8 protein-coding genes are annotated in these 17,201 nt (G+C 39.2%); 5 read left to right on the plus strand and 3 right to left on the minus strand.

Features of this window, described 5'->3' with window-relative positions:
- Positions 1–47: 47 nt before the first annotated feature.
- From H6G08_RS16555 to modA, 3 genes are all read right to left on the minus strand, one after another.
- Entirely contained in the window at positions 48–3,836 is a 3,789-nt protein-coding gene (locus H6G08_RS16555) for a PAS domain S-box protein (protein ID WP_190544762.1), read from the minus strand.
- A 414-nt stretch (positions 3,837–4,250) separates the two neighbouring features.
- Positions 4,251–6,071 carry a molybdate ABC transporter permease subunit gene (gene modB, locus H6G08_RS16560; protein ID WP_190544765.1) on the minus strand — a complete coding sequence of 607 codons (1,821 nt, stop codon included), beginning with the start codon at positions 6,069–6,071 and terminating at the stop codon, positions 4,251–4,253.
- 170 nt (positions 6,072–6,241) lie between these two features.
- On the minus strand, positions 6,242–7,039 hold the full coding sequence (gene modA / locus H6G08_RS16565) for a molybdate ABC transporter substrate-binding protein (RefSeq protein WP_190544768.1): 798 nt from the start codon (positions 7,037–7,039) through the stop codon (positions 6,242–6,244).
- Positions 7,040–8,463: 1,424 nt separating this feature from the next.
- Between modA and H6G08_RS16570 the strand changes: the two genes are divergently transcribed.
- From H6G08_RS16570 to H6G08_RS16590, 5 genes are all read left to right on the plus strand, one after another.
- Positions 8,464–9,195, plus strand: a complete 732-nt coding sequence (locus H6G08_RS16570) for a DUF928 domain-containing protein (protein ID WP_190544771.1) — start codon at positions 8,464–8,466, stop codon at positions 9,193–9,195.
- 77 nt (positions 9,196–9,272) lie between these two features.
- Positions 9,273–11,993 carry a CHASE2 domain-containing protein gene (locus tag H6G08_RS16575; protein WP_190544774.1) on the plus strand — a complete coding sequence of 907 codons (2,721 nt, stop codon included), beginning with the start codon at positions 9,273–9,275 and terminating at the stop codon, positions 11,991–11,993.
- 6 nt (positions 11,994–11,999) lie between these two features.
- Entirely contained in the window at positions 12,000–13,322 is a 1,323-nt protein-coding gene (locus tag H6G08_RS16580) for a hybrid sensor histidine kinase/response regulator (protein WP_190544776.1), read from the plus strand.
- A 241-nt stretch (positions 13,323–13,563) separates the two neighbouring features.
- A complete protein-coding gene (locus tag H6G08_RS16585; RefSeq protein ID WP_190544779.1) occupies positions 13,564–16,182 on the plus strand; it encodes a CHAT domain-containing protein in 2,619 nt (872 codons plus the stop codon).
- 325 nt (positions 16,183–16,507) lie between these two features.
- Positions 16,508–17,032: a DUF937 domain-containing protein gene (locus H6G08_RS16590; protein WP_190544782.1), complete on the plus strand. Its 525-nt coding sequence runs from the start codon at positions 16,508–16,510 to the stop codon at positions 17,030–17,032.
- The last annotated feature ends 169 nt before the right edge of the window (positions 17,033–17,201 follow it).

Here is a 17,201-nt window from a genome sequence, read left to right on the forward strand (position 1 = left end):
AATTCTGGTAGGGGCGGGGTTTCCCCGCCCTGGTGAAGGTTTCAATGTTAAGTTTTAGATTGCGATTTGATTAAAAGTTGTTGAATTGTGGCTATAAGGTGTTGCAGTCTAACTGGCTTAGTTAAATATTCATTAGCGCCAGCTGCTAGACAAGTTTCGCGATCGCCTGGCATGGCTAGCGCCGTTAAAGCAATAATGGGAATATGATTAAATTGGACATCCTCCCGAATGCGCTGGATGGCTTCTATTCCGTCCATTTCTGGCATTTGAATATCCATTAAAATTATGTCGGGATGTTGACTATAAATCTGCTCAATGGCTTGTTTTCCATCGTTGGCGATCGCTAAACGATATCCGCGATGTTGCAAATAGTTAGCCATTGTAGTGATATTGGCTTGATTGTCTTCTACCAATAAAATCAAAGCAGAGGTGTTTGGCATAACAGCGATCGCTGAGGATATCCCAGAGTTAGGAGATTGTACTTCCGGCACAGTTGGAGAATTGCGATCGCTGCTAATGTAGGGAATGCGCACAGTAAAACAACTCCCTTCTCCTACCTGACTGGTAACTGAGACTGTACCACCATGTAAAGTAATAATGCGCTGTACTAATGCCAAACCTAAACCAGTGCCATTGTACTGGCGGTTGAGGTTGCTATCCAACTGGATGAAAGGCTGAAATAATTTGTGAATATCTTCAGAGGCGATACCAATACCAGTGTCACTCACAGTAAAATTCACATGCGGAACAGAAGATGGTGAATTTTCTCCCTCTGCTACTTCTAGCCATACCTTGAGCGTCACCACACCCCCTGCAGGGGTAAACTTAATCGCGTTGCTGAGTAAGTTAATTAGTACTTGACGCAAACGGCGATCGTCCGCTTGCATACTACCCAAAGACTCGGCAATATCAGTCATCAGGCGAAGATTTTTATTTAACGCCAGCTGTTGAACAAACAACAAACTGCTATGACACAGACTTTTAACTGGGCTGTCACTCAGTTGCAGTTCCAGTTTACCCGATTCAATTTTAGCTAAATCAAGGATCTCATTGATCAGTTCTAGTAAATGTCTACCACTCCGTTCGATAGTCGCGATCGCTTTTGCTTGCCGTTGATTAATCTCACCAAATATAGCTTCATTAAATGCTTCAGACATCCCCAAAATCGCATTCAGTGGTGTACGCAATTCATGGCTCATATTCGCCAAAAATTCATCTTTGAGGCGAGTCGCACGGGCTAGTTCAAGATTAGCTTGGGTAAGTTCCTGATTTATTTGATAAAGTTGTGCTTCCGCGCGTTTGCGTTCAGTAATATCATAGTTAATCCCTACCATTCGTTGGGGTTGGCCCTGCTCATTGCGTTGAACTAGAGCTATTGCTCTAATAAAGTGAATGCTGCCGTCTGGATGCACCGCACGAAATTCTGTATTAAATTCTTTTTCTCCCCTAATAGCAGCCTGAAGAGCAGCTTCAGCGTCAACAAGATCATCTGGATAAACCGCCTTCCGCCAATCCTCATATGTAGCGGGAATTTCTGAGCGTTGCATCCCATACAGTTCATACATCCGGTCATCCCATTCTGCTTCGTGAACCAAATCCCAGTCCCAAGTGCCAATTGCTCCGGCTGCGAGTGCCAAGTTCAAGCGATCGGAAAGATTTTGTAATTTTTCTTGGGTTTGTTTGCGTTCGGTAATATCGGTTTCTGAACCACTCATGCGGATGACCTTACCTGTTTCATCCCACAAAGCCTGACCCCGGTCTAAAATCCAGATATATGAGCCATCTTTTTGCTGTACTCGGTATTCTGCTTGAAAAAACGGTGTTTTTTGGGCAAAATGGTCATTCAATGATTGCATCACCATCTCGTAATCGTCGGGATGAATGCGACTTGACCATTCTTCTAAGTTGTTGCTAATTTCCGCATCGCTATAGCCCCGCATTTGTTTCCAGCGAGTTGATAAAAATACCTCATTATTTTTGATATCCCAATCCCAGATACCATCATTAGTCCCTTGCAATACTAAATGCCAACGTTCTTCGCTAGCTTGCAACGCTGCGGTGCGGCGTTTCACTCTCTCTTCTAGTTCCTGATTTAGTTGTAGCAATGCTTGCTCTGCCAGAATTCGTTCGGTAATATCAACAGCCACACCACCAATTAAGTATTGTCCTGATGTTTGCGGCAAAGGGAATTTGTAAACTAAAAAATCCCCTAATGTGCCATCTTTTCTCGGAGCTTTTTCTACAGTTTCCAGAACTTCTTGGGTTTGCGCCACCAGACGAATATTATCTAAAAACTGTTGAGCAATTTCTACCGGATACAAATCAAAGACTGTCTTACCAATTACATCTTCTACGGTTTTAGCTGGAAGTTGAATGTTATCAAGATAAGTTTGGCTGAGATAAACGAGCCTACCTTCTGCATCAGTAATCCACGAGGCTGTAAGACTATGATTCATGAATGCCTGAAACCTGGCTTCACTTGCCTGCAGGGCAATTTCTGCCTGTTTACGCTGGCTAATGTCCTCAATCACACTAATCATGTATTGTGGATGATGCAAACTATCATGCGCTAAAGAAACAGTCAGTTTAATCCAGATAACCGACCTATCCTTGCGGATATAGCGTTTATCCATTGAATAGGTATTAATTGTGCCTGCCAGCAGCATTTGTAATTGTTGTAAATCTGCTGCTAAATCATCTGGATGAGTAATTTCTTGGAAAGTTAAGTTCATCAATTCCGACTGGCGGTATCCGGTAATCTCACAAAATCGTCGGTTAACGCGCAAGAATTGCCCGCTTAATAGTATATGACTGATGCCCACTGCTGCTTGCTCAAAGGTGCTGCGAAATCGCTCTACACTTTCTCTGAGGGTTTTCTCAGTGCGTTTGCGCTCCTCCATCTGGGTTTGTGCTATTTCATAAGCACTAGCTTGTTGAATCGCGATCGCTATTTGTACCGCTAGTTGATCCAACAATTCCAATTCCAATGCATCCCATTGTCTAGGCGCATGACATTGGTGCGCAATTAATAATCCCCATAGGCGATTTCTCACCACAATTGGTACTACTAAATTGGCTTTGACTTCAAATTCCTCTAGTAGCTGTAAATGACAATCTGTGAAGCCAGCTTCATAAATATTATCGATTGCCCTAGTTTTGCCTTGACGATATTCAACGCCCGTCCCCCCTTGAAAGCAGGTATCCTGAATCTGTCTGGCTAAACTTATCTTCCAGCCTGGTAGAACTGACTCCGACACCACAATTCCACTCATATCTGAGTTAAATTGATAGACTATTACCCGGTCTACTTGTAAAAATTGCCGTACTTCTTCGGTGGTGACTGCTAAAATATCTTTCAGCTTGAGTGCCTGACGAATTCGTAAAGCGATCGCGGCAATTAATTGTTTTTGTTCGCGACTTTGTTCTAACTGCCAAATGCGATGTCTGTGTTTGAGCGCATCATGAATCGCTGCATGTAAAGTTGCTGGTGTCAACTGATTTTTGATTAAGCAATCTTGCGCCCCGTTTTTCATCGCCCGAACAGCAATCTCTATATCTTCATGTTCTGTTAGCAGGATGATTGCTGTTTGTGTATTGCTGCAACTCTCCCTTAATTTCCCCAACAACTCCAGCCCATTACCATCAGGTAATAAAAAATTCAGTAAAATTACATCTGCGCTCTCTTGTTGACACCAAACAATTGCTTGTTTCCCTGTCTCAAACTGCAAAATTTTATACGTATATATACTATCCTGTTGCAAATATTGACGAAAATTCATCCATTTTGCAGTGCGATCGTCAATGAGCAAAATAGTTAGACAGGAAGATTGAGTCATAAAATAACTTAACAACAGAGGCTGGAAATAAGGGGTTAAAGAACAATATTTTTCCTTCCCTTGTGGATGTTTCCATAAGGGGCTAGCGGATAATATTTCTTCCAAATACTATCTGTAATGGGAAAAATTGCCGGAAATGTTCAGCCTTCTACTTGTGTCAAAAGTCACGACTCAATTAGAGCCTGTAGTGATAAATAATTGACTAACTTATAGCATTAAAATATACAAAAGCCAATTGTATTTATTTTAAGCGTTCGCAGTGATACAGTTGTGTATTTTACTTGACAAATAAATGAATTTACGTAAAATAAATCCAAATCTCCAATAGAGATGCACCTAGAGTAGAGATTTTTAGGAGCGATCGCTATTACTCGATCGCCTAGACATTCAGAACTATAGCACTCTCATATTGTCTCAATCCATCAGCATTAACCGCAAAGGATCTAAATACACATACCAAGGAAATGGTTGATCTTTCATCGTTAGCCATTTTTCCTTAAAAACCTCTGCTTGGAGATGATAGTCATGGGGACTAGTAGCTGGAGAATGCAACTTTAAAAACAAACTCATGCGATGAGGTGTTTCACTAGTTCTTACCAACCAGCAGGGAAATGTATTTTCTTGTTGGGGATTGTTGGTAAAGGCTATCTGATGGGCACGAATCCCAATATAAGCTAAATCTCTGGGATTTGCTGGTAAAACTTGCAAATTACAACCCCAATCACTCGCTTCTACTTGTGAAGCTTGTAAAAGTCGCCCCCGCGATATATTTTTACAGCCAGTAATTTGCGCCACAGTTGCAGAGACAGGATGCTCGAAAATCTCATGTTTGGAATCATGTTGTATTGCATTACCATGTTCCAAAACTAGCAAATTCGGACAAATGCGGTAAGCTTCTTCCATATTATGGGTGACAAACAAAGTAACGCCTTGGTAATCTGCAAGGGTTTCCATCATTTGCTGTTCTAACTGACTGCGCAAATATGTATCGAGAGCCGAAAAAGGCTCATCTAACAGTAACGCTTCTGGTTTACTCGCCAAAGCCCTAGCCAAAGCTACCCGTTGTTGCTGTCCCCCAGACAGTTGGTGCGGATAGCGATCGCCTAATCCTTGTAATTGCATGGCGATTAATTGCTGTTCTAATTGTACCCGAATACTGCTGTGAGATAATCCTTGGGGTAAGCCAAAAGCGATATTTTCCGCCACAGTCAAGTGGGGAAACAGCGCATAATTCTGTACTAAAAAACCAATCCGGCGATCGCGACTAGGTAAATTAATTCCTTGTTCCGAATCATACAATACTCTCCCATTTAAAACTATCCGCCCCCTAGTAGGTGTTTCTATCCCCGCAATACAGCGCAGAATCATACTTTTACCCGCCCCAGATCCCCCCAATAATCCCAAGGGAAGATTATCGGTATTAAAGGTAACTTGCAGATGAAAACTCGATAATTGTTTTTCAATATCTATAAATAACCCCACAGGCGAAGATGAAGCAGATATCCAAGAAACTTCACTCCCATGTCCCCCATGTCTCCCTTGTCTTCCTTGTCTCCCTACTCCCCCTCGTCCCCCAATCCGCTTACCTTCCTGCCATACATTAGCAATAATAATAGCCGATAGAGAAATTACCATAATTGCGATCGCCCAAAACCAGGCTTCATTCATTGCGCCGGCTTCCACAGCAAAATAAATCGCCATTGGTATCGTCTGAGTTTGTCCGGGAATATTCCCAGCTAACATTAAAGTTGCGCCAAATTCCCCCAAAGCCCGCGCAAAAGCCAGAGTTGTCGCCGCAATAATTCCCGGTAAAGCTAAAGGTAAACTAATTCGCCAAAATATCTTACTTTCCCCAGCACCAAGAGTTTTCGCCACCCGCAGCAGATTTTTATCAATCTGTTCAAAAGCTCCTAGTGCAGTTTTATACATTAACGGAAAAGAAACCACAGTAGCCGCGATCGCAGCCCCATACCAAGTAAAGACAATAGTAAAATCAAATTTATTCATCAACTGCCCAACAGGGCCATTTTTCCCAAAAAACAGCAGTAATAAAAAGCCCACTACTGTAGGCGGTAAAATCAACGGTGCAATCAACACACCCTCAATTAATGATTTCGCCTTACCGCGATATTCCAACATCCAATAGGCAGTAGCAATCCCAATAAAAAAAGTAATAAACGTCGCTAATAACGATGTTTTCAATGATATCCAAAGCGGCGATAAATCTTGAGGCATAATAACAATTCAAAATTCAAAATTCAATCAACTTCCAACCATGACTATTGATAAATGACCAATAACAACTGTAGGAGCGGGTTTATTTGGATCTTTGTTAATAAATGAGGATATCGGTGAACCTGCCCCTACTGACAAATGACAAATGACAAATGACAAATGACTATTGACTATTGACCAATTACCTTAAATCCCTGTTTCTCAAATACATCTTTAACTGCATTCCCCGATAAAAATTGCACAAAATTCTCCGCAGCATCAACATATTTACTGCTTTTCAGCACAGCTATCGGATAAACAATTGGAGAATGACTAGTTTCCGGTGCAGTAACCACAACTTTCACTTTTTGAGAAGTTTTAGCATCCGAAAGATATACTATCCCAGCATCAGTATTACCAGACTCTACATAATTGAGAGCTTGACGCACATCCTTAGCGTAAACAACCTTGGGTTTAATTTGATCGGCAATTTTTAAAGCAGTCAGAACTTGTAAAGCATATTGTCCTGCTGGTACGCTTTTAGGTTCGCCTAAAGCAATTTTTTTGACACTGGGATTAGCTAAATCTAAAAAATCTTTGATATTCTGAGCCTGTTGGGGCACAATTAACACTAATTCATTTTTCAACAAATCTTTGCGGGTACTATCAACTAACAAACCTTTTTGCGTTAACGCATCCATCTGCTTATTTGCTGCTGAAATGAAAACATCCACAGATGCACCTTGTTCAATTTGTTGTTGTAAAGCACCCGAAGAACCAAAATTATAGGTGAGTTTCACCTGTGGCTGCTGTTTAGCATAAAGCGGCTTGATTTCTTGGAGCGCATCTTTTAAGCTAGCTGCTGCTGATATTGTTAAACTCGCTGCTGAGGCTGTTGGGTTAGGCGTACTTGTTTGATTACAAGCAATCAAAAGTACCAACGCAGTCAGCATCCAACCCACAAAAGCCAAGATACGTTTAGTATGCATGTACAGTAAGTATCTCAAGATGTTTTGATTAACTAATTCATACTTTACCAACTTAGGCGATGTAAAAGTTGGTAAAAATCCCGAAATACTGAATAATCAAGAAATCCTGACTTGGAAAATAGCGTTGACGGTTGACTGTTGACGGTTGACTCTTAGGGAACTCCAAAAAATATATTATCCCCAATTGTAGGGGCGGGGTAACCCCTATTGGTGTCAACTTAACGCGAAACCCTTATCCTAACAGGCTCCCACGCAGAGCATGGGAGCGATGATCTGTGGGCTGCTGCCTCAATTTATCAGAAGACGAGGCGGAGCCTCACAATACGCATTTCCAGCCTCCGGCTGGAAACGAGATAGAGAAAGGTTTTGAGCTTAAGTTGACACAAATGGGTCACCTCGCCCCTACGAGTTGCAGGCTTGGTAAGTTAACGATCGCGATGTTTTTTATTTGCAAGTTCCTAATTATGATGATATAGAGAATTTATGAAGATATCCTGTGGAAAATACTGAAATATAAATTATAATTATGTAAGCAAAAATTTACCAGATTCAGGTAAATTACAGATGTGAAATATAGTAAAAATCAATTTTTCATTAATTCTCAATCAAACACTAGCAGCAAGTAAATTGAGTTAACTGTGCAACTATCAATAAGAGGATGTCTGAAAACTTTTTAGTGTTGTATTGAAGACCTGTAGATCCCCCTAAATCCACGCCACTTGCTACAACGGGGGGAACCCCCGCAACGCAGTGGCTCCCCTTAAAAAGGGGGACTTTAACTCTGGTTCCCCCCTTTTTAAGGGGGGCTAGGGGGGATCAAGCGCAATATTTAATACTTCTCAGACATCCTCTAAGAACACAGCAATCAAGAAAGCATTTTTCCTTGCTGTGTAGGTTTTTTTGGGGAAATCAGCAAAACCACTATTTGACGATTAGACTGGGTAAAATTAATATTTTTAGATAATTCTTACTATCCTCATATTTTCCTCGGTTTTTAGAGATATACTTGTAATTATCCATATTTTAACAGAAAATCACCAAAATATCTAATTTTAAATAGTCTTTGCTTTGGCATCAATACCTTCATGAAATTTTGCAAAACAAACATATTTTTTTAAATATAAAATTTAGAAAATAGAGAATATATTCAATGAATAATTCATAGAATATATTTGCTGCATTCATTGTAGGTCATAGATTGTATGTTATATATAAAGCTGATTGATAGCTGATTTTATAGAAAATAATCTGAAAATTTAAAAATCAATAATTTTGCTGTTTTTAATTATAAAATATTTCCGTAATTGCACTGTTGGCTATTAAAAAATAAAAACCATAGAGTATTAATATTTCGTGGATAGTTCTGTTGACAAGCTTGACAATTAGTTACCTTGTCAAAAACTCTAAGACAGATAAATTAGTTTATGCAGAAAAACAACAAATCACTGTTTCGATACCCATTATTAGGAATAGCACTTTTAATTTCCAGTTCTTTTCTAGCTCTTTCAGTAGCGCCAACTATAGCAGGTGTAACTTTTAAACCACCAGGAGCGCAAGCGCCTAAAAGATCATCTGGAGGAGCCTCTAGAGACGGTAACTTGTGTGGCTTTGCGACACAAGCAACTACTAGTACATCGGTCACTCCATTGATACCAACAACTAATATTGGTTATACAGTGGCAGAACGTCCGACTATATTTGTCTATATTCCCACAACTACTGCCAAAACAGCATTATTTACTTTACAAACAGAAGATAGTAAATATAGTTACCGGACAAATTTATCGTTACCCAATAAACCAGGGGTAATGCAAGTTAAAATTCCGGCTTCAGTTCCTGCACTCAAGACAGGTAAAAACTATAAATGGTCTTTAGTGATAATTTGCACCGAAGAGTTAGAACCTGATAGTCCTTGGGTAAGTGGCTGGATTCGTCGTGTGGAAGCTAACAGTAGTTTGACAACGCAGCTAAATAAACCTGTTTCCTTAGATTTAATTTCTCGATTAGCCGAGACTGGGATTTGGTACGATTCACTCTCTAACCTGGCGCAATTAAGACGATCGCAACCAAATAATCCAGCGCTAAATGAGGCTTGGGAAGGACTTTTGAAGTCAGTCAACCTGAGTGCGATCGCTAATGCACCTCTGATTAATTAATCGAGGGATCTAATTTAACAGCTATGTATTGGGGTGCATTTATCCAGAAAAAACTTAAGTCTCTAATTATACAGCTAATGCTGTCAGCCCAATGGCGTTGCATGTTGATGGCTTCTCCCATCGTTACCATCTGCATTATTGCTGCGGAGATGGCTGGATTCTTTCAATTATTAGAATGGGCTACTCTAGAGCAATTTTTTGCTTTACGTCCCTTAGAACCCAAAGAAAAGCGGGTTTTAGTGGTGACAATTGAGGAAAAAGACATTACGGAGTTGGGTAAATGGCCGATTTCTGATAATACCTTAGCAAAAGCGATCGCCAAGCTCAAAGCACAGCAACCGGCGGCTATTGGTATGGATATTTACCGAGATTTAGCCGTAGAACCCGGAAATCAAGAACTAGTTAAACTGATGCAGTCTACACCCAATTTGATTGGGGTAAAAAAGTTAGTCGGCGATAGAGTCGCCCCACCCTCCACTTTAACTAAACTAAATCAAGTTGCTCTCGCGGATTTAGTTTTAGATGCTGATGGAAAAGTGCGGCGCGGTTTGTTGTCTGCTGGTGATGAAAATGGCGAAATTTATTTGGGTTTAGCAACGCGCTTAAGCTTGATGTATTTGGAACCTAAAGGTATTTCTTTAAAAGCATTGGATGAAGAAGGGAATAATTTGCAGTTAGGTAAGGCTGTATTTACACCCCTGAAGGGTAACGAATTTAGTTATCGTGGTGCAGATTTTGGCGGCTATCAAATTATTTTGAATTATCGAGGTTTTCCAGAACAATTTGATACAGTTACACTGCGAGATTTACTTAATGCTAAGGTCGCGCCAGAACTGATCCGCGATCGCATCGTCTTAATTGGCACGACAGCCAAAAGCATCAATGACTTTTTTAACGTTGGTTATATCAGTAATTTTCAAGCAGATGGTGAACGGATGGCAGGGGTAATAATTCATGCCAATTTAATTAGTCAGATTTTAAGTGCTGCACTAGATGGGCGTACTTTAATCCGAGTTTGGTCTTCTTCAACAGAATGGCTATGGGTTTTTTGCTGGTCTTTTGTGAGTACTGGTGCGACTTGGCAATTGCTACAATTTAAATCTATTGGTCAGCAAAGGCTAGGGGGATTACCCATCTTAGGAATTACATTTGCAACTTGTGTTATTCTCAGTACTAGCTATCTGGCTTTTTTAGTAGGTTGGTGGATACCTTCAGTTACACCTGTACTAGCATTGATTATCTCTGCAATTGTCACGACTAATTTTTATAAACAAGTGCAACTGAAACAAGCAAATGAACAACTCCAAGAATATTCTCAGACATTAGAACAAAAAGTGAGCGATCGCACCAAAGAATTAGAAGTTGCTAAAGTCGCTGCTGATGTCGCTAATCAAGCCAAAAGTGAATTTTTGGCAAATATGAGTCATGAATTACGCACGCCTTTAAATGGGATTTTAGGATATGCGCAAATCTTAGAGCGTTCTCAAAGTTTAGCGCCAACCGAACTAGATGGGATCAAAATTATCCATCAATGCGGTTCTCATCTATTGACACTGATCAACGATATTTTAGATTTATCAAAAATTGAAGCGCGGAAATTAGAATTACATCATACAGATTTTGATTTTAAGTTTTTTTTAACCGGGGTTGTAGAAATCTGTCGGATTCGCGCCGTGCAAAAAGGTATTGCTTTTATTTACGAAGCACATCCGCAGCTTCCGCGAGTAATTCGCACTGATGAAAAACGGTTAAGACAAATATTAATTAACTTGCTGGGAAATGCCATCAAATTTACCGATAATGGCGCAGTTACTTTCAAAGTCGATATTTTAGCCACTGAGAAAATTGACGACAAGCAATTTACCAAAATCAGATTCCAAATTGAAGATACTGGTATAGGAATGACGCCAGAAGAGTTAGACAAGATTTTCTTACCATTTGAACAAGTAGGTGAAAAAAACAAACAAACAGAAGGTACTGGTTTAGGTTTAGCTATTAGTTGCAAAATTGCCCAATTAATGGATAGTGCCATTCAAGTAGACAGTAATATCGGAATTGGCAGTAGATTCTGGCTGGATTTAGATTTAGAGAATATCAGTAAAATTATTGAGACAAAATCTGTTTTATCTGAACCCAAAATTATTGCTGTCAAAAACCAAAATCCGAAAATCTTAATTGTTGACGATCATCTCGAAAATCGTTCCTTTGTCATTAATTTGCTAACATCCCTTGGCTTTCAATGTTTTGAGGCGACTAACGGCGAAGAAGGGTTAACGCAAACTCAAGCAATTCAGCCAAATTTAATTATCACAGACTTAAAAATGCCTATTTTAGATGGCGTGGAAATGATCAAAGCCTTGAGAGGTATAGAACAATTTAAAGATTTACCAATTATTGTTTCATCTGCCAGTGTATTTGAAAACTACCAGACTCAAAGTTTAGAGGCTGGAGGCAACGAATTTTTACCAAAACCACTACAAATTGATAATTTACTGCAAAGTTTACAAAAATACTTACAGCTAGAATGGATTTACCAAGAATCTAGCGCCCTAGCACAAAATAATATTCATGCACAATTACCAACACAAAATTCTCAACCGATAATTTATCCGGAAAAATCAGAGTTAGATAAGCTATGGGATATGGCTATGAGAGGCAATATAGCAGGTATGCAGATATTACTCGATGAAATTGCTAAATTAGATGATAAATACTTACCCTTTGTCGGCGAAATTCGGCAGATGGCTGAGAACTTTCAAGTGAAAAAGATTCGGGAATTACTTAAATCTATCAAGTAGGATAATATGAGCAACCCCCCAAATAGTATTTATGATTCAACTATTTTAATTGTCGATGATAATCAAACAAATTTAAAAATGCTATCGAATGCGATTGCTGAGTCTGGTTGGGAAATATTAGTCGCTACTGATGGAGAAAGCGCGATTGAGCAAGCTGAATATGCTAAACCAGATTTAATTTTATTAGATGTGATGATGCCAGGAATAGATGGTTTTAAAACCTGTCAGCTTCTCAAAAAAAATCATTTAACTCAAGATATACCAGTCATTTTCTTAACTGCCCTTTCTGATAAATTTGATAAAGTGCAAGGGCTGTTAATTGGCGGTGTAGATTATATTACTAAGCCTTTTCAAATAGAAGAAGTTCTCGCGAGAATTCAAGTCCATTTGAAAATCAGATTTTTAACCAAAAAACTGGCAGAGCAAAATCAGCAATTAGAACAGCGTGTAGGGGAACGAACGCAAGAATTATCCCAAGCACTAGAAGATTTAAAACAATCTCAATTACAATTAGTACAACAAGAAAAATTATCAACTTTAGGTCAATTAGTGGCTGGTGTGGCTCACGAAATTAATAATCCTCTAGGTTTTATTACGGGAAACGTAGATTTTATTAATAATTATACCCAGAGCTTAATTACCCATTTACGGCTTTATCAGGAAATCTATCCTCAAGCTGATGAGAAAATTATTAAAAATGCCAAACTTATCGAATTAGAACAAATCCTGCAAGATATCCCCAAAGCGATCGCATCGGTAAATTTAGGGCTAGAACGGATTACAGAAATTAGCGAGAGTCTGCGGATTTTTGCACGTACAGATACAACTCATAAAATGAGTTTTGATATTCATGATGGTATCGATAGTACTTTGCTAATTTTGAAGCATCGCTTAAAATCTAATAAGCAAAGACCAGAAATTGTCATTATCAAAAATTATGGAGAATTACCATTTGTAGACTGTTATCCGGGACAGATTAATCAAGTATTTATGAATCTCATCGCTAATGCTATTGAAGCTTTTGATGAGGAGCCAAACTCGCCAACAAATAACAGAAATATGATCCCAGAAATCAGGATTACTACTATTTTTCAACCAGAAAGTAACCTGATAAAAATTACTGTGAAAGATAATGGTAATGGAATCTCACCAGAGAATAGCCAGCAAATATTTCAACAATACTTTACTACTAAACCAGTAGGTAAAGGAACTGGTTTAGGCTTATCTATTAGTAAGCAGATTATCGAAGATAAACATCAAGGAAAAATTTACTTCAATTCTGCATTAGGACAAGGTACAGAATTTATCATTGAACTGCCTGTGACATAATTGAGGACAGATGAGTGCGGGAATAATTCTACAGTAAAATTGCCAAGAGAAAAATCAGAGCAAAATTTTTCCCCTCTAATGAGAGATAGGGGGAGATTTTGGGCAAATTAATAACATCGCCCTGCTGACAATGTTTATCATTCGTTGTCAGATTTAGTGGTGTTAAGAGTTAAGAAACTTGTGCGCAAATTATTTGTCGGCACTTGGCAATATGAAAATTACTGTAGAAAGGAATAAAATAATGCCCAAATTCAAAAAAAAAAGTCAATTTCCTCAAGATAAACTTTACTTCAGTTCATTAACATTATTGATATTAACGATTGGGTTTCCTGCTACTGCGGCTACTCGTTTTACAATCGCTCAAAATGTGGCTTGTTCTTTTCCTGATTGTAGACAAGGTGCAAAACTAGCTGAAATTTCCGCCTCAGCACCGCAATCTTTACTACATCAAGGTAGAAGTCTATTTGCAGGGGGAAAGTTTGCCGAAGCTGTCAAGGTTTGGGAAGTAGCGGCTGCGGGTTTTGAACGGCAAGGTGATATAATTAATCAAGCTTGGACGCTAAGTTATCTGTCATTAGCAGCACAAAATTTGGGAGATTGGCCTAAGGCAGAACAAGCAATTAATCAAAGTTTAAATTTGCTGAAGTCGCAGAAAAAAACAAAAGAAAATACGACGGTTTTAGCAGTGGCGCAGAACACTTTGGGGAATTTGCAATTGTTGCGGGGAAAAGCGGAAGATGCTTTACAGGCTTGGCAAGATGCAGAACGAAATTATGGGCTAATTGGTGATGAAGCGGGAAAAATTGGGAGCCAAATTAATCAAGCCCAAGCACTGCAAGTTTTAGGATTATATCGCCGGGGACAGCAACTTTTATTGAATGTGCATCAAAAATTGCAAAATCAGTCAGATTCGGCGATGAAAGCGAAAGGGTTGCAAAGTTTAGGTATTGGGTTGCAACTGTTAGGAAATGTAGAAAAGTCCCAAGAGATTTTACAGCAAAGTTTGCTGATTAGCGATCGCCTGCAGTCAACAGAAAATATCGGCGAGATTCTTTTGAGTTTGGGAAATGGGGCGAGGGAATTACAGCAACCACAAGCGGCGATAGATTATTATCAACAGGCGATAGTTAAAGCTAATCATCCCCAAGTACGCATCGAAGCCCAGTTAAACCAACTTAGCTTGTATTTAGAGCGATCGCAAATCGAACCAGCTAATACATTAGTACCGCAGATTCACAGCCAATTAGCAACCCTCCCTGCAAGTCGGATGTCGATTTATGCAGCAGTTAACTTTGCTAGCAGTCTGTCTAAGTTGGCGAAACTAGAAGAGAAAGCATCTGGCTTATACCAACAAGCAGCTGTTACCTTAGCCCAGGCTGTACAACAAGCCACAATGTTGAGGGATTCACGGGCTAAAGCTTATGCTTTAAACGAGTTAGGTAAATTATATTATGAAAAGCAACAATGGGCTGATGCGTTAAAACTGACTCAACAAGCATTACAAATCGCCCAAGAAATTAATGGTGCAGATATAGCTTATCAAGCTTCTTGGCAAGCAGGGAGAATTCTTAAACAACAGGGGGATACTCAAGGGGCGATTGCCGCTTATGATTTTTCTGTCAAAACCCTCAAGTCGTTACGTAATGATTTGGTAGCGATTAATCGCGATATCCAATTCTCTTTTCAAGAAAGTGTGGAACCAGTGTATCGGGAGTTTGTTGATTTATTACTCCAATCCAACCCCAGCCAGAAGAACTTAAAGCAAGCTAGAGATACGATTGAAGCGCTACAACTGGCAGAATTAGATAATTTCTTTCAAGAGGCTTGTTTAAATGGTAAACCAGAACAAATTGACCAAATTGATAAACAAGCTGCTGTCATCTACCCAATCATTTTAAGCGATCGCATCGAAGTCATTCTCTCAATTCCCGGTAAACCGCTTTCTAGCTACAGAACTACCTTGTCATCAGGGGAAATTGAAGCAACGATTAAGCAAATGAGACAATCTCTCAATCCAGCTTTTGGCGATGAGGATCGGTTAAATGTGTCGCAACAAATATATGATTGGTTAATTCGTCCTGCAGAATCGCAATTAGCTAATAGTGGAGTGAAGACTTTAGCCTTTGTTTTAGATGGATCGTTGCGCAATCTGCCAATGGCGACTTTATATGATGGCAAACAATATTTACTAGAAAAGTATAGTTTAGCACTATCGCCAGGAATGCAGTTATTACCAACGCGATCGCTAAAACCGCAAAATCTCAAAGTGATTACAGCCGCATTAAGTGAAGCTCGTCAAGGTTTTAAAGCTTTACCAGCAGTTAAAGCCGAAGTTAGAGAAATTTCTTCTGCATTACCTGTACAATTACTATTGAATCAAGAATTTACTGATACTAATCTGCAAACCGCAATTAAATCAAATCCTTTTTCAGTATTGCATTTAGCGACCCACGGTCAATTTAGTAGTAAATCAGATGATACTTTTATCCTCTCCTGGGATAGCAAGATTAATGTTAAAGAACTGAGTGAATTTCTCAAAACTAGAAATGAATCTGATTCTACACCCATAGAATTAATGGTTTTAAGTGCTTGCCAAACAGCCAAAGGAGATAATCGGGCGGTATTAGGTTTAGCAGGTGTTGCAGTTCGTTCTGGCGCACGTAGTACCCTAGCTACTTTATGGGCTGTCAAAGATGAATCTACTGCTAAATTTATGGTTGAGTTTTATAAAAACTTGAAGAAACCAGGAATTACGAAAGCAGAAGCGTTGCGACAAACTCAACTCAGTTTTTTACAAGATCCTGATTTTCAACATCCCTTTTATTGGTCAGCGTTTGTGTTAATTGGTAATTGGTTGTAAAAATTACCTGACAACTCACAACTCACAGGCCAAGCATAATAAATAAGGGTGCAATTATTTGCACCCTCTGAAGGAGCTAGTATTAAGTGTAAGTGAGTATTCCCACTAAAGCATTTGTTTATGATGCTAAAAGAATTCTAGTATAAATAAAATTAATAAACTTCTGGCTAAAGATAGATTAATAGATAATCAAATCCAATTAAATTTGTAATATTTATAACAAAATGTTGTTATATACAAAAATATCAACCCTAAGAGATGATTAGCGATTAATTCCATGAAAATATATTCATATATAGGAATCCGGTATTAGGAGCAAGAATTTATGGGACTTTTCGATCAAATTCTTGGTGCTGTAACAAATCCCAATCAGCAAGGGAGTTTGGGGCAATTGGGTAGTATTATTAGCACGGTGGATCGGCTGAGTAATAGCACTGGTGCAGATCCGGCGACAATGCAAACGGTGTTATCAGTAGTGGGTAGTCAAGTGCGATCGGCTTTGCAAGAAAAGCAAGCTACACAAGGTAATGAAGCAGTACAATCTCTAGTGAATGAATTTGCGGGAACTTCTCCTAATCCTCAAGCTGTTAACTCGGTATTTGCTCCTGGTATGCAACAACAAATCGCTGAAATTGTCGCCCAACGCACTGGTTTAGATGCGGGGATGATTCAACAAATATTACCGCAAGTAGTGCCTGTGGTGCTGAATTTTTTACAATCTGGTGCAAATGCACAAAGTCCTCAATCTGGAGGAAATTCGGTGCTGAATTCGTTTTTGGATGCCGATAATGATGGTGATGTTGATATTGCTGATGCGATGCGATTAGCTAGTCGTCATTTTGGGCAATAATTACCCTCACAGAGGTTGACTGTTGACTGTTGACTGTTGACTGTTAACAGTTAACAGTTAACAGTCAACAAATTTCATTTTTTTGCTAATTTCCCACTATAGCTGGATCGAAACCGCTATCAATTTGTTGCTGAATAAGTCAGTCGGTAATTGCGTTAATTTATATTAA

The sequence above is a fragment of the Calothrix anomala FACHB-343 genome, from assembly GCF_014696435.1.
Lineage (GTDB): Bacteria > Cyanobacteriota > Cyanobacteriia > Cyanobacteriales > Nostocaceae > Aulosira > Aulosira anomala_A.